The following is a 24,066-nucleotide window of genomic DNA, read 5'->3' as shown; positions in this document are numbered from 1 at the left end:
TTCGGATTGTTGATTCACGATGGCACCTTTCGCAGTCAGAGTGACGCTAGGTAATTCTGTGCATCAAGTGCGGCAACACAGCCGGTGCCGGCGGCCGTAATCGCTTGGCGATACTCGTGATCGACGACGTCGCCACACGCGAAAACGCCCGGAAGGTTTGTGCGTGCGGAGGGGCTTTCGACGACGATGTATCCAGCGTCGTCCACCGTGACCTGCTCCGAAACAGCAGCGGAACGTGGTTCGTGACCGATCGCCACGAATAGGCCGCCAACCGGAAGCTCCGACTTCTCACCGGTAACTGTATCTTCCAAGGTCAGAGCCTCGAGCTTATTCTCACCCTGGATGTCGGTTACGCGGGAATTCCAGTGCATTTGCACGTTTTCGTCGGCAAGCAGGCGATCAGCCATAACTTTGGAAGCGCGCAGCTCATCGCGGCGGTGAATCACGTGCACTTTGGACGCAAAGCGCGAAAGGAACAATGCCTCAGTGACGGCAGAATCTCCCCCGCCAACCACGGCGATTTCCTGGCCTTTGAAGAAGAAACCATCGCAGGTAGCGCAGTAGGAAACACCTTTTCCAGAAAATGCTGCTTCGGCGTCCAATCCAAGCTTTTTGTATGCCGATCCAAGTGCCAAAATTACCGCTTTGGCCTCGTAAGTTTCTGAATCGGTCTTGATAATCTTGGTATCACCGGCCAAATCAAATTCGATTGCATCTTCGTATTCAACCTGCGCACCGAATCGCTCCGCCTGTGCCTGCATCTTTTCCATGAGTTCAGGGCCGAGAATGCCTTCTGGCCAGCCAGGGAAGTTCTCTACTTCCGTGGTGGTCATTAACGCGCCGCCCGCATCGAGCGTGCCGGCGAGCACCAGCGGGTTCAATCCCGCTCGCGCAGTGTAAATAGCTGCAGTCCAACCTGCAGGTCCGGAACCAACGATGATAACGTCGTACTGTGTAGACATTCTTAACCTTCCTGAACGGATCAACATCTGAGCTATTTGGGCGACTCGCTGATGCACACAACCATGCTCGTAGCAGCAGCTAAATCATGCTCCGATGTATATTCGACAATATCAAAAGCCTATTTAATTGAAATTTCGTTGACTACTACGCGCAGCTTACCTTCTTTATCGACTGGGAGTGAGTCGAACCAAATGACGAGCTCTTTGGTGGTGACTGGCGCACTGGCTTTGAGCGAAGTTTGGGCGTTCATCGCGCTGTTGGCAACAGCATCGCCTTGAGCTGGATTTGTAGCCGTGGCCTTGATCCAGCGCACATTGCCACCTTCACCTGCAATATTAAGGCCAATCTCGCTTACAGCTGCTTCTTTCTCCAGCTCAATATGCAAGCCGAGTTTATTTTTGTTGTAGGTGGAAGCGTTCTTAAACCACCACGATTGCCACGCGGTTGCCGAATTTCCGTCAAATGCGAGATTTGTGGTGCTTACCAGGCGTTTCGTGGAATCGTCTTGATCTGCGAGGAAACTTGGGTTTTGTGCCACCACAGTGATCTTCGTAATTTTCGGAGCGACGGCGGTGGGCTCGGCGTCCTTTTTAGCTGCGTCTTCTGATTGGTTGCTATTACCAGCATTGCCTTGTGAACTTTGCTTCTCCGAATCAGGTTTAGTTACTGACACAGGATCAAGTGGCTTAAAGAGCTGCGAGAATGCAAAAATCAATCCAATAACGGCAAGGATTCCAAAAATGATAAACACAGCCCTTGGCGCGCTGAACTTCTTATTCAGTACAACACTTGGCACATCATTGCGCTCACCAGTGGATTCGTTGCTGGTAGCCGTCGATGTACTCTTTCCAGATTTATCAACGAATCCAGATTTATCACCAGTTTGAACGCTTGACACACGCTCTGTATCTGCCTGGTTCTTGGAACTTGAATCAGAGGTGCGGTCAGATTTTTGCTGCTCACGTGAGTACGACGACGGTACGACAGTCTCACGCAAGGACTCCAAGATACTCGTTCGTTCTGGAATCACTACTGGAGTGCTGTTCTCGAACAAATCGCTTGTGTGTGATTCAGTGGTTTCTGGCAGTTTTGGCCACGCAAGCCGCGGAAGTGCGCTAGTTTTATCAGCGCGAACAGGAGTGATCTGTTCGGTTGGGGGATTGTCGGTAACATCGGCGGTAGTGGCATTAACGTCATGTTCATCGTCATCACCAGCCGGAGCTGGTTCCAGAGTTGCTTTTGGACTTGGCTCTATATTTGACTCACCAGTCACATCAGCAGGAGTATCTGGATCTGCCGAAACAGCATCGTGTGCTTGCGTTGGCTCACCCTCGGTATCTTCCAGCTCATCGTTTTCCACCTCTTTGGCGTGGGTAGATTCCGCATTGGCGGCGACGAGGGTTGGCCATACAGGCTGCGAGCTCAGTTGGGATTCCTCAACCAAATCGTTTTCTTGTGCGAACTGTGCTGCGAAAACGGAAGTATCAGTAAGTTCATCGTTCGGCGCCTCCACAGGTGAGCCATCGCCGTCGGAATTGCGTGGAGTGGGAAGCATGGAAAAATCGATCTCTTCCCACGGCATAATCATGCGCATAAAATCGCCAGCAGCCCGAATAGGTTTGTCGGAATTTTCTTTTGCGAATAGATCAACCAATTCTTGTGGCAGCTCAGGAATATCGCGCGCCGACGCGATCAAAGAGTCGTGAGTGCTCGGATCGGTGGGGAAGTCCTGACCATGCAAGAGCGCAGCGAGCATCACTACCAGGCCACGCGCTTCGTCGCGATCCAATTCAGCACTCAGCCTATTGGTGTCAACACCGGCAAGAGCAGCATTAACGCCAAGACCGTCAACGAGAATGTCACCCGAATCGGTGAGGTAAATCTTATTCGCCGCCAGCTGGAGATGGCGCACACCCCGCTGACTTGCGTTGTGAATAGTCGAGGCAAGCTGACCCATAATCGCCGTCACAGCTTGCGGATGAAGCGGCTTGTCGTTGAGGAAGGCGCTGAGTGGGGTTCCGAGCGGTATTTCGGTAAGGATTACTGCGTCGGTTGCGTTATCTACTACCGAGACGACGGCGATGGTGTGCGTATCGTCGATCAGTGAGGAGCGGCGGGCTGCGTCGATGACTGCTTCTCGGTGCGGATGATGGATGTCGACGACGATTGCTCGCACTTGGCGTGAAAGTACCGTATCGTTGGCAAACCACGTGGCCGTGGACTCAGCACCGAAAGAATATGGTGTAGGCGCAGTAAGTTCAAACCGATCCGCTATTCGTTTACCGGCGAAAGCAAGCTCCTCGGACAATTGATCCCCCAAACGCAAATGTGTATATATCTGACACAAGTTTACTCTGTTGAGGGCTTTTTAGATATTCGCAAGCTTGACCAATACGATTTTCTTCAATACTGCTCAATTGACCCTTTGTTGATTCGCTCCTACTCGAATGTGCAGCTAGTCGAGTTTCGGCAAATCAATATCGGCTTTGAGCGATTCTTCCTCGGCAAGTTTAGCGGCTTCCAGTTTCGAAGTGAATTCTTCTGGATCAACTGGTGCCGAACGTCGTCCTTTGCGAATTGACTTCACTAGGCCGAATACCAAGATGCCGGCAACCAGAACCACAGCGATAACAGTACCGGTCGATTCCCATGTAGCCCGCACACGCACGTCAACGTTCATTGGCTTGCCAACTGCCATTCCGGCGTCGTCAGTGATCGACAAAACAACCCGCAAGTTTCCTGAACCACGCGCCTCCACCGGAACCGAAACGCTTGTGGTCGATTTTGCCGGAATCACGATTTTAACGGGTTGAGGTGCAAAAAGACGCGAGTCAGACGCTTTGAGTCGAACTGTTACTTGCACTGGAGAAATAAAAGGATTTGTAATGCGCGCAGGGATCGCTGCCGATTCAGAGATCATATTGATTGTTGATAATGGCTGGAAATGAATTTCTTGGAAGATGCCAGAATCTTCAGATAGCGCAGCAAGCAAGGTGGATCGAGCTGCGGTATGCGAGCGGAAATTCGTTGAAAGGAGTCGATTCGAGTGCTGCTCAACGAAATCGGCAAAAGTCTTCTTATCTACCCAGCTTGAGGAAAACTGTTTCAGGAGTGCCTGGGATTGGTTGAGATTTTCCATGTCTTTCGGCGAAAACTCACCATCGTTTGGTGCGTTTTCTGGGAGCGCGCGGTATTTAGCTTCGCTGAGCGGTGATTTTTGCATCGCGGCAAATGACGCTGGGCTCAACCATGGCGCATGCAATACAGCTTGCACATTTGTTAGTGTTTGCGGCGACTCCACAGCTTGCCGTGGCACAGAAATCAGAATCGGACGCGATAAATTTGGGGCTTGAAATGTGTGAATAGCGGTGAGTGCCAAAGAGGCTTGGCGCGCATCAACTGGATCGAGGTCCAGAGGTTTCCCGTCCTTGGGAGCTGGCAGTTTTCCAGAAATAGCTGCATTTACCTCTGAGTCAGTAACAAGTACGTCCAACTCAGAGTTAGCAGCTGGAAGTTTGGTATGAGCTGAAGGAGTGTAATAGGAGCTATTACGCTGGCTTAACGCATCACTTGGAACAATGGCACCTGGGATTCCTGACGTGCGTACGAGATCGAGGACGCTCTGATCCACGTTTCCCTCAAGATAGGCGTATCCGATTCCGGGTTGATTAATGGCATTTTGACCAGCCGCGATGCTTGAACTCACAATATTGCGGGCGATTTCGTACTGATGGGTGTGGGCGAGAGCTGCGTAATCGGCGTCGTACATGGGAAGGAGATCAGCAGTGGCGTGTTGTTTCGTTGCCAAAGCGGTGCGGATCATCGGCGATTTTAGCGCTATTGGATCTACCAAAAAATGCACGCCATCGACGTCGTAGTCATGGATCTTTTGAGTGAGCTCGCCTCGATCCTCTACATCAGCTGGCTCGGAGTTTGGCTTAGAATCTGGCTCGGAATTTTTTTCAGAATTAGCCTCAGGATTAGCCTCCGCATGCCGTTGAGTCTCTGCTTCGGGAACATTGCCAGTGAGCTCGTCAAATAAGCTCGGGGTTTGAGAAAGCGCATCAACTGAATCCGTTAGCGGAACCACCACATTGACGGGCATAGGAGAGGTGGCTTGTCCGTTCGAGGTTACGACCAGTGAACGGTCGGAAATATCGACTTCTTTGCTATCTAGCTTGGCAATCGCATGGGCTTCGATACCGTGCACACCCCACGTATCGTTGCGCCCCCAAGGTAGGTTAGCTGCCGGAACGGTCAAGGATACTCGTTGTTGTGAGCCTGCTGGAACGTTGACCTCCGGATTTGTGGTTAACAGCTTCGTTTTATACGAGGTGCCGTCGAGCCAATCGTATATTTGCGTGGAACGAATATTGTTTTGCGTCTGCGCCACAAGCTCGATGTTGCTTACCGTCGCGTTGTGATCGCTATTGTTTTTGACGACGGCGGTGACGTGCAGATCCTGCCCCGCCATGAGCACCGATTCAGCAATATCGACGATTTTTATGTCCAGCGATTTGTTTTGTTTGGCTGTTTCTTGGCTTTTACCTGTGTACACGTGCATTGCGCTTGTAGAAATACCCGCGGCGAGATTGGTTTGTGAGGCGGAAAAGTGCGCTGCGTCGTCGGCAAAAGAGTCAAAAGAACTGGCACCGCACATTGGCATCCCAGCCAGGGACGAAAGCATAGTGGTGGAAAAGATGATGGACGCGATTTTTGCAATACGAGAACGTTTGCTCACCGACGTCCTCCTTCAAGTAATTCGCGGGCTGCGGCAACAATTCGCCGCTCGTTGGGGTATGCCAAACGAGATGCAACTTTATCGATCTGTACCCACTCTACTTTTTCAGCCTCGTGGTCTGGGTCATTTTCGGTCGTGAGTGTTCCTGAGAGAGCCTCAAGCAAGAAGTGGTGCACCACTTTGTGAACGCGGCGGTCAGTACCGGAGAACCAGTAGTCAATTGAGGCAAGATGGCGCAGTACGCGGCCATGAATACCTGTTTCTTCACTGATTTCGCGCACCGCTGCTTGCTCGGCGGTTTCATCGCCTTCAAGATGGCCTTTGGGCAGACACCACTCGAGCCGACCACCGCGATTACGACGTGCGATCACCGCCACGAAAGCGGTGTGATCTTGCACCGAAACAATGATTCCACCTGCGGAAGTTTCATGCACGATTGGCAGCGCATTTCGGCGCGTCGAAGTGTATGAAGCGGCAGCAATACGCTTCATACGGCGTGGTCCACCTGTTGAGTTAGGTGTAGCCTGCGGATTATTCGACATAGCTTCTACTGTAGTGAGTTAGGTTCTTCAATATATGACCTGGAGGTGCAATTCGTGGCACTCTTGGAGAGTGACGAAAAATAATCCAGATTCATTTATTTCAGAGACGGACGTAAACACTGGCGCTAACCAGCGTGCCCGGATGCTCACTCAAGGTCACCAAACCTTGAGCTCACTTCCGACGGCAATTCTTGAACTAGGATCTATTTTCTCACGTAATGGGGTGGAATTGGCACTCGTGGGTGGACCAGTTCGCGATGCCTTCCTTGGAATGCCTATTCACGACTTCGATTTCACCACGTCCGCTAAGCCGGAAGAAACCCTACGTCTGCTTACAGAATGGGGTGGAAACACGTGGGAAATCGGTCGAGAATTTGGCACGATCGGCGCCGCAAAAAATGGAATTGTGGTAGAAGTCACAACCTACCGCACTGAGGAGTATGTGGCTGCTTCGCGCAAGCCAGAAGTACAGTATGGAGATTCGCTGGAAGGCGATCTCACCCGCCGCGATTTCACTGTAAATGCAATGGCAGTGCGCCTACCCAACCTTGAACTTGTGGATCCATGCGGCGGTCTTGACGATCTGGTGGCGGGCGTGTTGCGCACCCCAGCGCCGGCAACTCAATCTTTCGACGACGATCCCTTGCGTATTATGCGAGCCGCGCGTTTCGCCGCACAGCTCGGCTTCGACGTCGCCGAAGACGTTATGAACGCGATGATTGAACTCGCCCCACGGCTCGAGATCGTATCGGTTGAACGTATTCAAGCAGAGCTCACGCGCCTAATTATTTCGCCTTACCCTCGCCGCGGAATTGAGCTGATGGTTCACACAGATGTTGCGATGCGTGTGCTTCCTGAGCTTGCCAATTTGCGTGAGACTGTTGATGAGCATGGCCGCCATAAGGACGTTTACGAACACACACTTACGGTTTTGGAACAAGCGATGGAACTCGAAACCGATGCTGACGGCGCTGTGCCACGCCCAGACTTTGTGCTGCGCATGGCTGCGCTCATGCATGACGTCGGCAAGCCCGCTACCCGCCGGTTTGAGGCGGATGGCAGCGTTTCCTTCCACGCTCACGACGTCATTGGTGCGCGAATGACGACGAAGCGCCTCAAGCACCTTCGCTTCGATAAGCAAACCACGAAAGACGTGGCGCGCCTCGTTGAGCTGCATCTTCGTTTTCATGGTTACGGCGAGCAAGCGTGGTCTGATTCTGCTGTGCGTCGGTACGTGACCGACGCCGGGCATCTGCTTACGCGCTTAAATCGCCTCACTCGTGCCGACTGCACCACTCGCAATCGGCGCAAAGCTCGCTGGCTACAAGCAGGAATGGACGATCTTGAGCAGCGCATTCAACAGCTAAAAGAACAAGAAGAAATAGATGCTATCCGCCCTGATTTGGACGGCCAGCAGATTATGGAGATTCTTGACCTCAAACCAGGTCGCGAAGTAGGAATCGCCCGCAATTTCTTGCTTGAACTGCGCATGGAAGAAGGACCACTCGGTGAGGACGAAGCACGGCGTCGCCTACTTGAATGGTGGAATGCCCGTTGAGTGTTGCGCAGGACTTCCTCGCGTGCGTGAAGCATCGAGAACTACGCAAACTTCTTGCCGTGCGGCTAGCTTCGCAGATCGGCGATGGAATTTTCCAGGCGGGCCTAGCAAGTCTATTCTTCTTTAATCCGCAGAAACTCGCGTCTGCCACTGATGTGGCTGTGGCCTTTGCGGTGCTCTTGTTGCCATTCACGCTGGTTGGACCATTCGCCGGCGTGTTTATCGACAGATGGCGCCGCCGAAATGTGTTGGTTGGTGCCAGTGCGATACGTGCCGTATGCACTTTAGTGACCGCCCTGCTAGTGATGAATTTTCCTGGATCGTGGGGCGTGTATGTCGGCGCTCTCATTGTGTTGGGCGTGAACAGGTTCCTACTCTCAGCGCTATCAGCTGCCTTGCCACACACTTTGCCAGGTCATTTGCTGCTCTTGGCAAATTCAATCATTCCTACGCTGGGCGGGATCGCTGCTGGTTGCGGGGCGGCGCTGGGTGCCGTCGTCGCCCTGATGACGGGGCAAGGCGAGTTTCGTAACGTGCTTCTGCTCGTTATTGCTGCGCTTATGTTTATCACTGCATCGCTTTTGGCGAGCCGTTTTTCTCCTAATGCACTTGGCCCACACGGTGGAGCGATTTCAAAACAGGCAGCGGAGTCAATCAAGCCAATTAGCAGCGAGATTGGCTCTGTGATAGCGAGTTTGATTGAAGCGGCGAAGTATCTGATAACGGTACGAACGCCTACCGCTGCGCTCGCGATCATGGCCGTGCACAGATTCATTTATGGAATGAACTTCATCGCTTTGGTGCTGATGTCGAGAAATTTGCTTGCCGATCCACGTGATCCGCTTGCGGGTTTGGCGGTATTTGCGGCGATTGCTTCCGTATCGATTGTCGGAAACGTGCTGGCAATTGTGGCAATTCCACTGCTCAACGAAAAATATCAGCCCAGGACACTCATTATGTGCTGTCTGGGTGTTTCGGCGGTGTCGCAGGTGATGTTGGTATTGGGATATACGCAATTCTGGATCTCCGCCAGTGCGCTTTTGCTGGGATTTTCTGTGCAAGGTGCGAAGATTTCAGTAGACACAATTGTGCAACGAGATACTGCAGACGAATATCGCGGTAGAGCGTTTTCTTTATACGATATGCTTTTCAACTCAGCTTTTGTGAGTGCGGGTGCAGTGGCGGCATTGACGATCCCTGATAGTGGGTGGTCACCAATGTATTTTGGAGTTTTGGTAGTGATTAATCTGCTGCTGATCGCGTGGTATCAGGGAAAAATTAGGGAAAATTACGACCCTGGAATGACACAAAAGTAGGGTGCGTCCTAATAGACTGTTCATGAACTGTATTCTGGGCTGACGACGTAATCTACAGCCTGACTGTGGTTGTAGGTAGTTTCTCGAGAAGGGTAAGGCTGTGGCTAGTACGAAGTATTCGGATAAGGGATCCGCTGGATCAACCGTATCCACTGGTGAAGCTACCCAAGACGAGCTTTTAGGAAATAACCGCAGCTCAACTGGTGAAGACGGCGCAAAGGTTGATTCCGGCGTCGGTGAGATTGCTGGTTCGGGTACTGGCGTGGCTGCAGGATCGGGCGCTGGTTCGGGCGTTAATGCGAGTATCGATGCACGCACCGATGCAAGTGCTGGTGCCGAGGAATCTAAGCCGTTTGAAAAAGCGAACCCCAGCAAAAACTCGGACGACTCTGACCCTGATCATTTGCCGGTAGACGTCGACGAAATCAATGGCAGGCCAGTCACCGGCTTAATGATCCTTGGAGTTGGCGCGCTTTTCACAATTACGATGGCGGGGCTGAATTACATCAACTCAGTGTTCACCCCAATATTTTTGGCGCTCACATTGGTGTTGGCTTTCCGTCCGATTGGTCGCACCCTTATTAAACGAGGACTGCCGAGTTGGTTTGCCATCCTCACCACGTTCATTGCTTTGATCATTGTGTTTACCGGAACGGTTGCGGTTACGGTATGGTCGCTCACGCCAGTGCCTGAAACTTTGATGCGCTACACCGGCAACTTTGAGAAGATGGTTGGGCAAATTACAAGTCTGCTCGACACATACCATATTCAAACTGACGACCTCAGCAAATACCTCAAAGATCTGAACTTCAATTCTTTGATTAGCTGGGTGCTCGGCTTGCTCGATTCGCTCAGCTCGATCAGTGGTTTGATTACAATTGCGATCATCGCCTTGTTCTTCATCACGTTAGATACAACGACGACGGCGGCGCGTTCGCACGTTATCCGCAAGTCGCACAAGAATCTCGCCAATGCCTTAGCCGGATTCGAAAAGCGCGTTCGTCACTACTGGATTATTTCCACCGTCTTTGGCTTGATTGTGGCAGTTATCGACGTATTTGCCTTGGAATACATGGGAATCCCACTCGCGTGGACGTGGGGTATGTGGGCGTTCATTACAAACTACATTCCAAACGTGGGCTTTGTGCTCGGCGTCTTGCCACCAATGCTCATGGCAGCCCTCGATCAGGGCTGGGAAGCGATGCTCATTGTGATGGTAGTCTACTCCGTGATTAACGTGGTCATTCAGACTTTCTTGCAGCCAAAGTTTGTTGGAGATTTAGTTGGCCTCTCGCCTACCGTCACATTCTTCTCATTGATTTTGTGGACGTCAATCGTTGGCGTGCTTGGTTCAATCCTTGCCGTTCCGCTCACCTTGTTCTTCAAGGCAATACTGGTAGATTCAGATCCACGTACACAATGGTTGGATGTTTTCTTGGTTTCTGAAGGCGACACGAAGAAACGAAATGCGTTCGGACTCTACGACGTGGATCAATCTGTGGAAGATCCGCTGACGGAATTGCGTAACCCGCTCTCTGAACGCCGCATTCATCCAATTGCATCAGGAAAACTTAAACTTTCTAGTTTGTCGCGTCAATTAAAACGCGAAGCACGTACTTCGCAACAATCTGTAGAATCTGGTGGTAACGAGCGGCCAGACGCAGGAACAAAGTAATCGAGGTGAACCTTTATGACCAAGCGCATAGCTCCAGAATCGGAGGCAATGGCTGGCAAAAAAGGCGTAAAGAAACGTCGCTGGAATTATCCACGAGCAGGTAAAGGGCGTGTTCAGCGCTGGCTTCCATCGTGGAGAGTTGTGGTAGGAACAATTCTTACTGGTATGGCTGTAGGCGTGGGGTTATTCGTAGGGCTCTATGTAACCACAGCTGTTCCAGAGCCTGATGATTTTGCTCTTGCGCAGTCCACCACTGTGTACTACTCCGATGGACAGACTCAGCTTGGTAGGTTTGAGCAGGTAAACCGTACCACGGTGAAAATGAAAGACATCCCAAAAACGATGCAGAACGCCGTCGTCGCTTCTGAGGATCGCACGTTTTATGAGAATAACGGTGTGTCACCTAAAGCAATTTTGCGTGCGCTTATCAACAACTTGCGCGGTGGTTCCACGCAAGGAGGTTCTACACTCACCCAACAGTATGTAGAGCGCTACTACACGGGCACAACAAAGTCGATTTTCGGGAAGGCCAAAGAGGCAATTTTGGCGATCAAGATTGACCGTTCCCAAACTAAAGAAGAAATCCTTGAAAACTACCTCAACACCATTTACTTTGGCCGTGGTGCTTATGGTGTTGAAGCAGCCTCGCAGGCGTATTTCGGCATTCCTGCCTCACAAATGACGCTTTCGCAATCAGCGATGTTGGTGGGCATTATCCCAGCTCCGTCGGCATGGGATCCGGCGAAGAATCCGGAGCGGGCGAAAGAGCGTTTTAATCGAGTCATTAAACTCATGCTTGAAGACGAATGGATTACTGCTGAAGAAGCGAAGGCAGCGGCGTTCCCAGCTACGTTGGATCCCTCAACACGCAATAGCTTTAATGGAACAAATGGATATTTGCTTGCTGAAGTGCGAAAAGAGCTTATTGCCAAGGGTGGTTTCAAGGAAGATGAAATTGAAACCAATGGCTACAAGATTGTGACCACCATAAATAAGGATATGCAGCAAGGTGCGGTGGACGCCGTCGCCAGCCTTCCGAAAGATAGGCCAGTAAATAACTATGTTGGCTTGTACTCGATGGATCCCAACAATGGTGAAGTGCTGGCGATATATGGCGGCTCGGACTATATGAAACGCCAACGTAATACGGCTACGCAAGATCGGGCGCAGGCAGGATCTACCTTCAAGTATTTTGGTCTGCTTGCGGCTATCGAGAAGAAGATTCCGCTTACGGAAACGTTCGCGGCTCCTGCCAAGCAATGGATTCCAAAGCTCCAAATTAATATTACGAACTCGGGAAATGTGGGCTACGGTTACCTAGATATTATTGAGGCAACAAAATATTCTTCCAATACCGCCTACGTGAATATCAATGAAAAAGTTGGGCCGGAAAACACGCTCAAGATGGCACATAAACTTGGCCTTGCCGAAGATACGCCTGGTCTTGACGCTAATTTTGCCAATGTGCTCGGCTCGGCATCGGTGACGGCGAAAGAGATGGCACGGGCGTATGGCGTATCTGCCAGCGGTGGAAAACTCGTTGATCCACATGTTGTTAGGCAAGTGACGAATAACAAGGGCGAAGTGCTTTATCGTGGGATCACAGATGGCACGCAAGTTATCACTACTGACCAGGCAACACTAGCAACGTATGCTCTTGAATCAGTGTTCTCGCCTGCGGGTACAGCTGAAGATGTTAGCTTGGGTAAGCGCCCTATCGCTGGTAAGACGGGTACGTCCACCGGTCCAGTTTCTGCTTGGTTCGTTGGCTACACGCCGCAGGTAGTGACGGCGGTGAATATGTTCCAGTCTGGTGCGAATGGTCAAGAGGAAGTTTTGACGCCGTTTGGGCGGGTTAAGACGGTGTTCGGATCAACGTATCCTGCTCAGGTGTGGGAAGACTATATGAAGGTGGCTACCGATAGCATGGAGATTCAAGATTTCCCAGATGCCACGAAGCTACTCAAATCTCAGCGTCCAAAGGTGAAGAAGGAAAAAACTCCGACAACGCCTACTACCCCGACAGATCCAAGTCAGCCAACCGTGCCGACTGTTGATCCGAATCAACAACCAGGAAATAACACTCCAGCTCCCGTGCCTGCACCAACACCGGCACCTGCGCCGGCACCGAGCCAACCTGGAAATGGAACGGGTGGAAATGGTGCAGGCAATGGCAATAACAACGGTGCTGGTGGAAACAATGGCCAAGGGAAGAACGGTAATCCAAACGGTTAAAACGCTTTAAGTGTGGCGGAATACGCAGGACTTTGCCGCGAGTTTTCGTGTAGAGTTGGCTCTTGCGTATAGTTTTGGCGAACCCTCGCGAAAACAGCGCATATGCATGACCCTCCTGTCACGGAAAGACCGTGACCGTAAAGACCAAAGGAGGTGGGTAAATTGCGTAAGTATGAGATGATGATCATTCTCGACCCAGAGGTAGATGAGCGTAATCTACAGCCATACCTAGACAAGCTACTCGCAGTCGTCCCGGCCGAAGGTGGAATCCTTGACCAGGTTGATGTGATGGGTAAGCGTCGTCTGGCCTATGAAATCAAGAAGAAGTCCGAAGGTATCTACGTTGTTGTTTACATGACTGCAACGCCAGCAACCGCTCAGGAACTCGATCGCCAGCTCGGCCTCAATGAAGCCGTTTTGCGCACCAAGCTGCTCCGTTACGAGCCAGCTCCAGTAGAAGACTGAGTTACAAAGTAACCAAGGGAGATTACTCATGGCAGGCGAACCGATTATCACCGTAGTTGGCAATCTTACGGCTGATCCAGATTTGAAATATGTTGGATCAGGCACGCCAGTGGCTTCATTTACAGTGGCATCGACTCCACGTACGTTGAACCGCCAAACCAATGAATGGGAAGACGGCGAAGCGATGTTTATTCGTTGTACCGTGTGGCGCGAATACGCTGAAAACGTGACGGAATCTCTTTCTAAGGGAATGCGTGTGGTTGTGACGGGCAAACTTCAAGTCCGCAACTACCAGCGAAACGATGGTTCACAAGGCACCTCAATCGAGATGCAAGTAGACGAAGTTGGTCCATCTCTTCGCTATGCCACGGCAAAAATTACTCGCGCCCAAGGTGCGGGTAACGGTGCTCCCCGAGGTGACTTTATCCAGGGAGGCGGCCAACCGGCACGCGCTTCCTACGATGCTCCTGCCGGTGGATCGGCATATGATCCGTGGATGAAAGCTCCACAAGGATCGTCGTTCGACGACGCCCCACCGTTCTAAGCATCATCAGACTTTTGATGTGTGAAAGATTGTTTCGCTAACGCGGAGCGTGTTTGCCAGCATTGGCAAACACATAGTGCTCATTGATGTGGCAAAACGTGTTTCACGCGTTGTGATTGAAAGAGGATTCAAAATGGCAAAGCCAGTATTGCGCAAGCCAAAGAAGAAGGCCAACCCATTAAAGTCGGCCAAGGTCGAGTTGATCGACTACAAAGATACCGCAACTTTGCGTAAGTTCATTTCCGATCGTGGCAAGATCCGTGCTCGCCGCGTGACCGGTGTTTCTGTGCAGGAACAGCGCCAGATTGCTCGTGCAGTTAAGAATGCACGCGAGATGGCACTTCTGCCCTACTCGAGCTCTGCTCGCTGATAAGAGAGGAAGATAGATATGAAGATCATCCTCACTCACGAAGTAAAGGGTCTCGGATCAGCAGGCGACGTCGTCATCGTTAAAGATGGCTACGCTCGCAACTTCCTCGTTCCACGTGGCTACGCCACTGTGTGGACCAAGGGTGCACAGAAGCAGATCGATCAGATTGCTGAATCGCGCCGCAAGCGCGCAACGGAAGACATCGAAGCAGCACGCGCACTGCGCGATGCTCTTGAGGCAGATACCGTTGTTATCACCAAGAAGGCTGGCGAAAACGGCCGTCTCTTCGGTGCGGTAACCACTGCGGATGTAGCTGTTGCAGCTTCTGAGCTCACCGGCAAGTCGGTAGATCGCCGCTCGGTAAACCTCCACACCACTGTAAAGTCGGTTGGAGACTACACCGGTGTTGTGAAGATTCACGATGATATCGTGGCAAACATCAAGGTAAAGGTTGTTGCAGCCTGAGCTAATTAAAAGCTCACGCACAGCCACACGATAACGATCACGTTATTGTGAACAGTGCCTACTAAAGGGTGGTGGGTGAGAATCGGAAGATTCTCACCCACCACCCTTGTTTTATCAACCACCGGTATAGCCAGGCTGATTAATGGGCAACCACCTCTTGTGGCAATTGATCTGCGATCTCGTTAGCTGCAATATGGCCAAATACCAGCGCAGCACCAATCGAAGTTCCACCAGCGGTGTAAGTGTGACCAATGATAGACTTCGTGGTATTTCCTGCTGCGTACAGACCTTCGATAACCGAGCCGTCTTCACGGGTCACCCGCGCCTTGGTATCGATTACCAAGCCGCCAGAAGTGCCGATATCACCTGGATACACTCGGGTGGCGTAGAACGGACCCTTCTTCACTTCACCAAGCGATGGATTTGGCTTGTGGTAGCGGTTGCCGTAGAAGCGGTCGTGCTCATCTTCGCCACGATGGAAATCTTCATCGATACCCGTGCGTGCAAAGCCGTTGAATCGTTCAATCGTCTCTGCGAGTTCTTTCGCTGGCACGTTAATAGCCCGTGCAAGTTCCTCAAGGGTATCGCGGCGCACCACAGCACCAGAGTCGTAGAACTCTTGTGGAAGATCAACAATCGGCATGTATCCGTAGGCGAACATGTACTTATTGCGGAATTGCTGGTCAAAGATGAGCCATGCCGGAAGATTTTCAGCCTCGCCTTCACCCTTTCCAAACTTACCGCCGTAGAGTCCCTGGCCAGCGGCGCAATAAGGAAGTGCTTCGTTCATGAAACGCTTGCCGCTGCCATTGACAATCAGGGTGTGTGGAAGCGAGCGGTCAGGAACAATAAAGCGCTCGACGTCGTCAATCACAATCGGAGTGAAGGACTTAACCTGCGGCAACTGAATCACAGGCGACCAAATCGCGTCCGCCATATTGTCGATCGCAGCGCCATGCTCGACGCCGATTTCGATGCCGTCGCCGGTATTGCCCTCTACGCCAACAGTCCACTCGCCATTGATGGGGTGGCGCTGATACTTCTGGCGCATTTCGGCGTTGCGCTCAAAGCCGCCACAGGCGAGGATGACGCCGTGGTTTGCCTTGACTTCAATCTCTCGGCCGCGTTGACCAAGTACAACGCCTGAAACACGATCTTTATTGAAGGTGAGATCCACAATCGCCGTCTCGAGCTTCACCTCGACGCCGCATTTGAGCACGTTATACATCATTGCGCCGGTGAGAGCAGCGCCCATGGTGACGATCTTCTCGCCACGCAGTTTCTGCTTGATATTGCGTGCTGTGAGCTTCGCGCCACGGATCAGTGGCTTAGGGTTAGTAGCGAAAAGCAACAAATCAGCAGAATCGAAAGAGCTGAGATCCACGTTGATTGGCGTGCGGAAGTACGACTTTACATGCGTACTCTCCCACTCGCCCAGCAAGCGCGTATCAAAAGCACCGGCTTCCACACCACGACCCGTTTTGGCGGCGCCGGGGGCATTTAACCAGTAATCTGGATAGCCTTCCATATTGCGCCATTCCAGCTCAGGACAAGAGGCGGAGATGAAGTCCATCGCCTTTTGCCCCTCGATAAGGAAGGTATCGATCATCTCGTCGGATGTGCAGTCGCCAACGGTGGCTTTCAGGTACTGCCGACCAAGGTCGATAGAATCGTGTTTTCCAACTTGAGGAAGAACATTATTTCCCGGTACCCACACCATCCCGGCGGATTTAGAGGTGGAACCTCCCCATTGTGAGGATTTTTCCACGAGGAGCACGCTCAGACCGCGACGTGCGGCAGTGAGCGCGGCGGAGAGTCCGGCAGCACCGGAACCCACCACTACAACATCATAAGCATCTTTGCTTGGAGCGGTATATGCGTTCATAGCATTATGCTAGCGTGTTTTAGACCACTCGTGGGCAAAAACTGTGAATTTGAGTATTAGGTATTTTAATTCTTGGTGCTGAGCTTTGCTTTTACTCGAAAACTGAGGAAAACTGCGGCTGCCAGACCCAATGCGAGGAACACCAACGAAGCGATAAGTGCATTGATTGTTCCATCGGTGAATAGCTGTGCAGTTGTGTGGGAGAAGTCCACGCCGATGGAGTGAGCCAAGATCGATCCGGCGAGTGCGCTTCCAGTTGCATTTCCGAGTTGGCGCACGGTGCTTTGGGTTGCCGACGCCGATCCGGCAAGTGTGTTGGGGACGTCGCCGAGCACTGTGGACGTTAGTTGCGCAGATGCTAAACCTAATCCAAAACCGTAGATTGCCAATGTGACCGCGATAGCTTGAGCAGACGGAGAGTTTTCAAGAAGAACAACTGTAAGCCCAACGCCTGCAACCTCTAGCAATAATCCGAGAATGACCACTTTGATAGCGCTGAACTTCACGGCTAATTGGCGTGCCATTCCACCAGCTAGGAAAGCTCCTCCAGCCATTGCCGCAAGCACCCAGCCTGACTCCAATGCGTCGAGGTGGAGCACCGAAACAAGGAAGAGAGGAATCACGAACACCAGCACAAACTCGCCTATTGAAATCATCGCTGCGGCAATATTTCCAGTGCTGAAGCTCGTAAATTTGAAAAGAGAAACATTGAGAAGTGCGCTGCGATCCAAGCGTGTTTGCCGAGTTTCCCACAGTAAGAACACAGCGATGCTCACAATCCCGACCGCAAGAGCGATAGGAGCAGCGGAGATGTTCCAAGGCCATGTGAATGATCCGATTTTGAGTGGCTGTTTAACATCCCACCAGCCGAGTGAGTTTCCTTCGATTAAGCCAAAAATCGTGAGCCCGAATCCCACAGCGCTGGTAGCAAAACCAAAAATGTCGAAGCTGTTGTGTACTTCGCCGCGAGTGTTGCGGATGAAGAATAGTCCAAATCCCACCACAAATATGCTGATCGGGATATTAACAATGAAGATCCATCGCCATGAATACGATGTTGTAAGCCAGCCGCCAAGAAGTGGGCCGATAGCAGCGGCGCCAGACATAACTGCACCCCAAATGCCGAAAGCGGTAGCGCGATCCTTTCCGCGGAAGATTGCATTTACAGTGGATAACGAACTGGGCAGAACCATTGCGCCGCCGATTCCTTGAATGGCGCGAGCCGCAATAAGAGTTCCGGTTCCGCTGGCAAGTGCTGCAAGTAGCGAGCTAGCTGCGAAGATGACGATACCGACGAGGAAAACGCGCTGGCGCCCACCGGCGTCGGCAATTCTTCCGACGGCGAGAAGTAGGGCGGCGAACACGACGGAGTAGAGCGAATTGACCCACTGTGCGTCGGTGAGGTTGAGGTGGAGATCTTGGATGATTGAGGGGAGTGCTACGCCGACGATGGTGCCGTCAAGCACGATCATTCCGAGTCCGACGGCGAGAATCGCCAGGCCAAACCAGTCTTTGCGGCTCGTTGGCGCAGGTGTTGAGGTAGAAGTCTTTTCGTTCATATAAATTTGCCTAACAAGATAAGAAAATATGATTTAGCGACACTGTGTCGCTTACAGAATATATACTGCTCCCCGAACGGTATATTGTCAAGATGGCGACACTGTGTCGCTAAAATGTGGTGCGCACCCTATAAAGCATCGTCAATCCACGCACCGCCATAAAAAGCACCGCATAGGCGCCCCAAAGAAGTAGCATTCCCGCGGTGCCCCACTGTGCACCCCAGATCACTATGGCAAGGGCAAATGGAGAGAAAGCAGCCAGAGCGAGCAGCATGTACTTCGCGAGTTTGCGTGTGTCACCCGCGCCAATAAGCACGCCGTCAAGCATATACGCAATTGAGGCTATCGGTAGCGCGGCAGACGTGACCCACAAGGTTTGCGTCGAAAGCCAGCGTACGGCGTCGTCGCCCGAAATAAACTGTGGAATGACGACGGAAAGGATCGCGAGCACCGCGCCAAGCACTGCGCCCGTGCGTAAACCCCACGTTAAACAACGCCGGAAGACGGCATGAACGCGCTCGCGGTTCTTCGAGCCGAGACTCTGACCCACCAAGATCTGCGCTGCCGTTGCAAGCGCGTCGAGTCCGTAAGCAGAAAAATTCCACACCATCATGACGATTTGGTTCGAGGCGAGAGCCACAGTTCCCAGCGTGGTGGCCGCTGCGATTTGGAGCAGTATCGCGCCACGTAACGACGCTGTGCGCACGATGAGCGGCAAGGCCTCACGTAGGGAGCGCAGTACGCCGACGCCGGTGGGTAGGAGTCGTACCTCAAGCTGTACCGCGCGTCGATACACCGAGAAGCATAAATAGCTTGCCATCAGGCTCTGCGCTATCGCGGTGCCTAAGCCAGCACCGCCCACGCCAAGATCAACTACATAAATGAGCAGGTAATTCAGTGGGATATTGAGTAGCGCGCCGGCGATTGTGGCGCGGAGTGGAGTTTGTGCGTCGGCGAAACCTCGTAAGGTGCCGGTGGCTGCTAAAACGAGCAACATTGCAGGCAGACCAAGTGAACTGAATCTGGTGTAGCGCACAGCGTCAAGCAATACGGCGTCGCTCGGGTTAAAGAGGGCGAGGATAGCTGGAGCAAAGGAAAAGAGCACTACACCGAGGGTGACTCCGAGAATGGCTGCAAGCCAAATGCCGTTTATTCCGTGTTGTAGGCCGACGGCGGGGCGATCCGCGCCTACCATCCGTGCAGTGGTTGCCGTGGTTGCGTAGGCGAGAAATATACACAGACCAACTATTGCGGTGAGTACGGTAGAAGCAAGTGAAAGGCCTGCTAGTTGATGAGTGCCGAGCCAACCGACCATTGTGGAATCAGCGGCGATCAATAAAGGTTCGGCAAGTAGAGTTGCGAGAGAAGGTAGAGCCAGTTTGAAGATTGCTGAATCGATGGCGTGGTTGTCTTTTGAGAATGGCATTGAGAACTTATAGTCAGTGGTTTTCGGATTCAGGGTACGTGCGGATTAAAGGAACTTAAAGTAAGCAAAAATTACGAATACAACTATCCAGAAGACTACGTTGAAGCAGCCGGAACCTTCGTCTTTTTTACCCTTATTTTTTGAATTTTGGCCGGACTTTTTCTTGGGATTCTTCGCGGGAGCCTGCTGCTTTTTCTTATCGATCTCTTGAATTAAGTTGGTAAAGCTGCTGGAGAAATAGCTTCCTTTGCTGAGCTGGGCACGGATATCGGCAACCGTAACTTTTTGTGATTCATTCTGAGCGGAGCGCGATTCATGCTGTGGGATACGGGAGTCTTGATCGTATGAGCTGCGAGCTTGTGAACGGGATTCTGATTTCGCTGATTTGTGAGCGTATTTATTCTGTTGTTTACTTAGCTCGCCTGCTAGAAAAGGCGAGCTAAGATCTCCGGTGCGGCGCGCTGCGCTGCGGTAACGCCGTGTTCCTAACCATGCAGAACCCGATGTGTTATCAGAATAAAATGCCGGACTCATAGCTATGCTCCTCGAGTGAAAATTCCCCACTTCTGTTCTATACAGTATCAAATTTGTGGGTGTGAAATATTGAGCAATTCATCATTTTGTTGGGGTGGGTATGGCTGATGGTTACTTTAAGTTTTCTCGGAGTTTCAAAACTACGAAAAGTAATTAGACAGAAAAAGATATCCACTGTTGTGGAGAAAATTGGGGACGAAAACAAGCCGTTTTCCATAAATATTCCACAGGTGTGGATAGTTGAAATAGTAATTGTGGAGAAAGTGGGTGTGTCGTCCACGGTTTATCCACGATTCTCCCGGCGTGTATCCACAAAATTTCTTAAAGAATCCACAGGTGGATAAAAAGTTGATTTGACAAAGTCGAAAATAACCTACTTTTTCCACTACCAGCTGAGTCTATAAATATGTGTCAATATGCAGTCGCTATGCACCGAGAAATCGTCATTTGATATGAACGAATTTGTAGAAAATTTGTGTTGATATGACGCATAGGGAACAGCGCACATAGTATGCAGGCACGGTGCGATTCCTCAGCAAGTAAGGCATACTTGATACGTCGAGGAGGAATGTATGTCTAATGTTTCCACGCATGGTTTTGACCGTGTGCCGCCCCAGAATATCGCCGCCGAAGAATCGGTGCTTGGTGGAATGCTGCTCAGCAAAGATGCGATTGCAGACGTGCTTGAAATTCTTAAGGTGCAGGACTTTTACAAACCTCAACACGCCCGCATATACGAAGTGATCCTTGATCTCTTTGCTCGTGGTGAGCCTGCGGACGCGATTACGGTTGGAAACGAATTACAACGTTCTGGAGATCTGGATCGAATTGGCGGCTTTGCATTCTTGCATACGCTGGTTCTTTCAGTTCCTACGGCAGCCAATGCGGCGTACTACGCAAATATCGTAAAAGACCAAGCGAAACTGCGCGCCTTGGTAGAGGCCGGCACCCGTATCGTGCAACTTGGTTACAATACCGACGGCGGGGACGTGCAGGGCCTACTCGACATGGCACAGGCGGAGATGTTTGCTATCACGGAATCCCATGTAAAAAATGACTATGCCGATTTGCATGAGATCGTACCTTCGGTGCTTGAAGAGATCGAAAAGAATGCTGCCCGCGACGGCAAACTAGCCGGACTTGAAACTGGATTCACTGATCTTGATAATGTTTTGTCTGGTCTGCGGCCTGGACAGATGATTATTGTGGCAGCTCGACCAGGTATGGGTAAGTCCACCTTGGCGATGGATTTTTGCCGCAATGCCGCGATCAAGAATGGGCGTCCGGTAGCGTTTTTCTCGTTGGAAATGAACCGAACCGAATTGGTGATGCGTGCGTTAGCAGCCGAATCGGATATTTTCCTCAACAATCTTATTAAAGGCGATCTCAAGCAAGACCAGTGGCAGCGGATTCTTGAAACCTGCGAACGGCTCGACAAGGCACCGCTCATTGTGGACGACTCGCCAAACCTTACAATGACCGAGATTCGAGCCAAAGCGCGCCGACTGCGTCAGCAGCATCAGATCGAGCTAATCGTTATTGACTACCTTCAGCTTCTTACCTCTGGTGGTCGCACGCCCGAATCGCGCCAGCAGGAAGTTTCGGAGTTTTCGCGATCTATTAAGCTGCTTGCCAAGGAGCTCGATATTCCTATCATCGCGGTGGCGCAGCTCAACCGAAATCCAGAACAACGTGCCGACAAGAAACCGCAAGTAGCGGACCTTCGTGAGTCTGGTTCGCTCGAGCAGGATGCCGACGTCATCCTCTTGATCCATCGGAAGGACGACGACGGTTCACCAGACATGCCGCCGTCGGAAATCATCATCGGCAAGCACCGTGCCGGTCCAACGGGATCGGTGGAACTGATGTTCCAAGGTAACCGCGCCCGCTTCTCAAACTTTGGCGGCAGCGGAGATTATTAAAATATCAACTAAAAAATCATACCTGAGTATGATGCCCGAACTTAGGTTCACCATACATAATAGAAGTATCTACTTATTCGATAACGCCTAACGAATAACTCGTTAACTACAGGTTCCCTAAGCCTGTGCAAGTAGATTTTTATTTGCCCGGTGCGCTGTTTTCCTTCCAGCGCACCGGGCAAATTCAGTTCCTAGCCAACGGCGCGGTAAATCGCACTCTTTACAGGTTCTAAGATCAGCTAACTGGCAATCAGCGGTTCTTAAAATAGTACGGGCCAGCTTGGCATGCAGAGGCTTAGGTGGTCTATGGCGGTGGCTATTTTGTTGGATCTGATGGTGAATTCGGGGTTTATTTGGGGTTTCTTGCCTGATGCTAGGTCGATTTGGGCTTGTTTTTCGTCTAGAAATTGTGGGACTTTGCCGTTAAGCATGTCCGGTGCGAGCTCTGCGTAATCGGATAGTGCGCTTAGGGCTTGGCGGGCGTGTTCGTCGTCTGCTGTTGCTTTAGCTAGGGCTTCGTGTTGAGTTCCCCAAAAATCGACAACGAAAGCAACCCACGCATCCGTCACAATCTTATTGCGCGCAAGAAGCTCTGACGGATCATTCACGTTTGCACGTTTTTTCTGCGCTGCGACGAATTTTCTACCAAGGGCACTACTTGAAAAGCTACTTACGAGTATCTTGTTCATTTCAGCGCAGTGGTCAGAAGGAGCCGAAACTTTAGGAAGTGAAGCGTTTGGCTCTTGCCCAGAATTCTTGTTTTCTGTGGAACTTGGGTTATTGGCATCGGTTTGATTCGGTATAGCCGGTTGCGCAACAGACGTACTTTGCTGGCCGTCAATATTACCAGCGTGTGTAGGCTTCTGTGCGCACCCAGCTACACCACTACCCAAGATGACTAGGATTGCTACCGTAGCGCATAACTTGTGTGTTTTGTGTTGAGGCATTCTCTTCGCCTAGCGAATCACGAAGCTTCGCGCGGGAAGGGCCGAATTGCAGTCGGCGCAATCCTGGGTTTGAATACCGTATCAATGCGGGCAGGTCTGCCCATCCAGTCGGTGTGGATAATCTGATCGTTGCCAATATACAAGGCGGTATGAATGACTTGTCCGTTGCGGTCTGTGTAAAAGACGATGTCGCCACGCTCTCGCTTTTCCACGGGCACATGCTTGAAGTGCGGATACTTATACAGCTCTTGCGAGGTGCGATAATCAGGATAAGCGTGAAGGAGCACATTAATTGGCTGAGGATCGAGCCCTCCGCGGTAAAGCGTTTGCAACATTAACCCTGAGCAGTCAAAACCTAGGGCATAGAATCCCGCACCGCCCCATGTGTAGCTAGAGCCGATTTGTTGAGACGCAAAGCGGATCATAGCGTTGATTCGCTGTTCACGGTTTTCCCACAGCGGAACTGGGGTGGCTTGGTAAGTATCGATCCGCCACATCCAGCCGGTGTTCATGTATTTCCAAGTGGTTTCGTCAACTACTCCGGTAGCAGGGAGACCTACTCTGCGCTGGAAGGAGCGCACGGCAGCGATAGTCGCATCATCCATCGAAGCGAGCTGCTGTTCATACCAAATGCCTAGTTTTTGTTGAACAATTTTGACTTTCACGCCGTTAAAGCCTGGTGTGAGAGTATTTGTGGCATTTCCGAGTGAGGTGATGTGATCGGTGACTTGTAAGTATGGATATGGCGCGTGGTAACTAATATGCGACGTGGTTCCTTTGGAATCGGCCGCATAGGAAGAAGAAATGTGCAAGAACGGTGAGAGTGCGATGAGGGCCGTTGTAATAATTGCAAGAATCAACTTTTTAGGCGTACGCCTACCTGTATTGCTAACCATGATTTTCACACTAGCAAGCATAA

19 protein-coding genes are annotated in these 24,066 nt (G+C 51.4%); 9 read left to right on the top strand and 10 right to left on the bottom strand.

Annotation, left to right across the window (positions count from 1 at the left end):
* Positions 1 to 35: 35 nt before the first annotated feature.
* The 4 genes from trxB to EZJ44_RS06850 all read right to left on the bottom strand — a co-directional run bounded on the left by trxB (position 36) and on the right by EZJ44_RS06850 (position 6,195).
* On the bottom strand, positions 36 to 962 hold the full coding sequence (gene trxB / locus EZJ44_RS06865) for a thioredoxin-disulfide reductase (RefSeq protein ID WP_131281660.1): 927 nt from the start codon (positions 960 to 962) through the stop codon (positions 36 to 38).
* A gap of 119 nt (positions 963 to 1,081) precedes the next feature.
* Positions 1,082 to 3,271: a hypothetical protein gene (locus EZJ44_RS06860; protein ID WP_131281658.1), complete on the bottom strand. Its 2,190-nt coding sequence runs from the start codon at positions 3,269 to 3,271 to the stop codon at positions 1,082 to 1,084.
* 147 nt (positions 3,272 to 3,418) lie between these two features.
* Complete coding sequence (locus EZJ44_RS06855) at positions 3,419 to 5,704, bottom strand: DUF6049 family protein (protein WP_131281656.1); 2,286 nt, start codon at positions 5,702 to 5,704, stop codon at positions 3,419 to 3,421.
* The gene (locus EZJ44_RS06850) at positions 5,701 to 6,195 is read right to left on the bottom strand and encodes an NUDIX hydrolase (RefSeq protein ID WP_131281869.1); all 495 of its coding nucleotides are present in this window, start codon (positions 6,193 to 6,195) and stop codon (positions 5,701 to 5,703) included. Before EZJ44_RS06850 ends, EZJ44_RS06855 begins: the two co-directional genes overlap by 4 nt.
* A 193-nt stretch (positions 6,196 to 6,388) precedes the next feature.
* Between EZJ44_RS06850 and EZJ44_RS06845 the strand changes: the two genes are divergently transcribed.
* From EZJ44_RS06845 to rplI, 8 genes are all read left to right on the top strand, one after another.
* Positions 6,389 to 7,804 (top strand): CCA tRNA nucleotidyltransferase, encoded by a 1,416-nt coding sequence (locus EZJ44_RS06845; RefSeq protein ID WP_131281867.1) that lies wholly within the window; start codon positions 6,389 to 6,391, stop codon positions 7,802 to 7,804.
* Entirely contained in the window at positions 7,801 to 9,120 is a 1,320-nt protein-coding gene (locus EZJ44_RS06840; protein ID WP_206661871.1) for an MFS transporter, read from the top strand. Before EZJ44_RS06845 ends, EZJ44_RS06840 begins: the two co-directional genes overlap by 4 nt.
* A gap of 100 nt (positions 9,121 to 9,220) precedes the next feature.
* Positions 9,221 to 10,795 carry an AI-2E family transporter gene (locus EZJ44_RS06835; RefSeq protein ID WP_131281652.1) on the top strand — a complete coding sequence of 525 codons (1,575 nt, stop codon included), beginning with the start codon at positions 9,221 to 9,223 and terminating at the stop codon, positions 10,793 to 10,795.
* A 15-nt stretch (positions 10,796 to 10,810) separates the two neighbouring features.
* On the top strand, positions 10,811 to 13,030 hold the full coding sequence (locus EZJ44_RS06830) for a transglycosylase domain-containing protein (protein ID WP_131281650.1): 2,220 nt from the start codon (positions 10,811 to 10,813) through the stop codon (positions 13,028 to 13,030).
* Between the two features lie 162 nt (positions 13,031 to 13,192).
* A complete protein-coding gene (gene rpsF, locus EZJ44_RS06825) occupies positions 13,193 to 13,495 on the top strand; it encodes a 30S ribosomal protein S6 (RefSeq protein ID WP_131281865.1) in 303 nt (100 codons plus the stop codon).
* 28 nt (positions 13,496 to 13,523) lie between these two features.
* A complete protein-coding gene (locus EZJ44_RS06820; RefSeq protein WP_131281648.1) occupies positions 13,524 to 14,039 on the top strand; it encodes a single-stranded DNA-binding protein in 516 nt (171 codons plus the stop codon).
* 133 nt (positions 14,040 to 14,172) lie between these two features.
* A complete protein-coding gene (gene rpsR, locus EZJ44_RS06815; RefSeq protein WP_131281646.1) occupies positions 14,173 to 14,409 on the top strand; it encodes a 30S ribosomal protein S18 in 237 nt (78 codons plus the stop codon).
* Positions 14,410 to 14,427: 18 nt separating this feature from the next.
* Entirely contained in the window at positions 14,428 to 14,874 is a 447-nt protein-coding gene (gene rplI / locus EZJ44_RS06810) for a 50S ribosomal protein L9 (RefSeq protein WP_131281644.1), read from the top strand.
* Positions 14,875 to 15,013: 139 nt separating this feature from the next.
* On the opposite strand, the gene EZJ44_RS06805 is transcribed toward rplI, so the two are convergent.
* The 4 genes from EZJ44_RS06805 to EZJ44_RS06790 all read right to left on the bottom strand — a co-directional run bounded on the left by EZJ44_RS06805 (position 15,014) and on the right by EZJ44_RS06790 (position 20,278).
* Positions 15,014 to 16,759 carry an FAD-dependent oxidoreductase gene (locus tag EZJ44_RS06805; RefSeq protein WP_131281642.1) on the bottom strand — a complete coding sequence of 582 codons (1,746 nt, stop codon included), beginning with the start codon at positions 16,757 to 16,759 and terminating at the stop codon, positions 15,014 to 15,016.
* Positions 16,760 to 16,824: 65 nt separating this feature from the next.
* Positions 16,825 to 18,318, bottom strand: a complete 1,494-nt coding sequence (locus EZJ44_RS06800) for a DHA2 family efflux MFS transporter permease subunit (RefSeq protein ID WP_131281640.1) — start codon at positions 18,316 to 18,318, stop codon at positions 16,825 to 16,827.
* A gap of 109 nt (positions 18,319 to 18,427) precedes the next feature.
* Positions 18,428 to 19,744 (bottom strand): MATE family efflux transporter, encoded by a 1,317-nt coding sequence (locus EZJ44_RS06795; RefSeq protein WP_131281638.1) that lies wholly within the window; start codon positions 19,742 to 19,744, stop codon positions 18,428 to 18,430.
* A gap of 45 nt (positions 19,745 to 19,789) precedes the next feature.
* Positions 19,790 to 20,278 carry a hypothetical protein gene (locus EZJ44_RS06790; protein ID WP_131281636.1) on the bottom strand — a complete coding sequence of 163 codons (489 nt, stop codon included), beginning with the start codon at positions 20,276 to 20,278 and terminating at the stop codon, positions 19,790 to 19,792.
* Positions 20,279 to 20,850: 572 nt separating this feature from the next.
* Here EZJ44_RS06790 and dnaB point away from each other — a divergent pair.
* Positions 20,851 to 22,200, top strand: a complete 1,350-nt coding sequence (gene dnaB, locus EZJ44_RS06785) for a replicative DNA helicase (protein WP_131281634.1) — start codon at positions 20,851 to 20,853, stop codon at positions 22,198 to 22,200.
* A 260-nt stretch (positions 22,201 to 22,460) separates the two neighbouring features.
* On the opposite strand, the gene EZJ44_RS06780 is transcribed toward dnaB, so the two are convergent.
* Both EZJ44_RS06780 and EZJ44_RS06775 read right to left on the bottom strand, forming a co-directional pair.
* Positions 22,461 to 23,147, bottom strand: coding sequence for a hypothetical protein (locus EZJ44_RS06780; RefSeq protein WP_131281632.1), 687 nt, complete (start codon positions 23,145 to 23,147; stop codon positions 22,461 to 22,463).
* 17 nt (positions 23,148 to 23,164) lie between these two features.
* A complete protein-coding gene (locus EZJ44_RS06775; RefSeq protein WP_241658635.1) occupies positions 23,165 to 24,043 on the bottom strand; it encodes a C40 family peptidase in 879 nt (292 codons plus the stop codon).
* Positions 24,044 to 24,066: the final 23 nt, after the last annotated feature.

The sequence above is a fragment of the Arcanobacterium bovis genome, assembly GCF_004331995.1.
GTDB classification, from domain to species: Bacteria; Actinomycetota; Actinomycetes; order Actinomycetales; family Actinomycetaceae; genus Arcanobacterium_A; species Arcanobacterium_A bovis.
The sequence above is the reverse complement of the archived record's forward strand: the minus strand, read 5'-3'. Positions and strand labels throughout refer to the sequence as shown.

Excerpts from the sequence above, each read along its gene's own strand:
- trxB (WP_131281660.1), bottom strand. The coding sequence starts at position 962 with ATGTCTACACAGTACGACGTTATCATCGTTGGTTCCGGACCTGCAGGT.
- EZJ44_RS06850 (WP_131281869.1), bottom strand. The coding sequence starts at position 6,195 with ATGAAGCGTATTGCTGCCGCTTCATACACTTCGACGCGCCGAAATGCG.
- EZJ44_RS06845 (WP_131281867.1), top strand. The coding sequence starts at position 6,389 with ATGCTCACTCAAGGTCACCAAACCTTGAGCTCACTTCCGACGGCAATT.
- EZJ44_RS06830 (WP_131281650.1), top strand. The coding sequence starts at position 10,811 with ATGACCAAGCGCATAGCTCCAGAATCGGAGGCAATGGCTGGCAAAAAA.
- EZJ44_RS06820 (WP_131281648.1), top strand. The coding sequence starts at position 13,524 with ATGGCAGGCGAACCGATTATCACCGTAGTTGGCAATCTTACGGCTGAT.
- rpsR (WP_131281646.1), top strand. The coding sequence starts at position 14,173 with ATGGCAAAGCCAGTATTGCGCAAGCCAAAGAAGAAGGCCAACCCATTA.
- rplI (WP_131281644.1), top strand. The coding sequence starts at position 14,428 with ATGAAGATCATCCTCACTCACGAAGTAAAGGGTCTCGGATCAGCAGGC.
- EZJ44_RS06805 (WP_131281642.1), bottom strand. The coding sequence starts at position 16,759 with ATGAACGCATATACCGCTCCAAGCAAAGATGCTTATGATGTTGTAGTG.
- EZJ44_RS06800 (WP_131281640.1), bottom strand. The coding sequence starts at position 18,318 with ATGAACGAAAAGACTTCTACCTCAACACCTGCGCCAACGAGCCGCAAA.
- EZJ44_RS06795 (WP_131281638.1), bottom strand. The coding sequence starts at position 19,744 with ATGCCATTCTCAAAAGACAACCACGCCATCGATTCAGCAATCTTCAAA.
- EZJ44_RS06790 (WP_131281636.1), bottom strand. The coding sequence starts at position 20,278 with ATGAGTCCGGCATTTTATTCTGATAACACATCGGGTTCTGCATGGTTA.
- dnaB (WP_131281634.1), top strand. The coding sequence starts at position 20,851 with ATGTCTAATGTTTCCACGCATGGTTTTGACCGTGTGCCGCCCCAGAAT.
- EZJ44_RS06780 (WP_131281632.1), bottom strand. The coding sequence starts at position 23,147 with ATGCCTCAACACAAAACACACAAGTTATGCGCTACGGTAGCAATCCTA.
- EZJ44_RS06775 (WP_241658635.1), bottom strand. The coding sequence starts at position 24,043 with ATGGTTAGCAATACAGGTAGGCGTACGCCTAAAAAGTTGATTCTTGCA.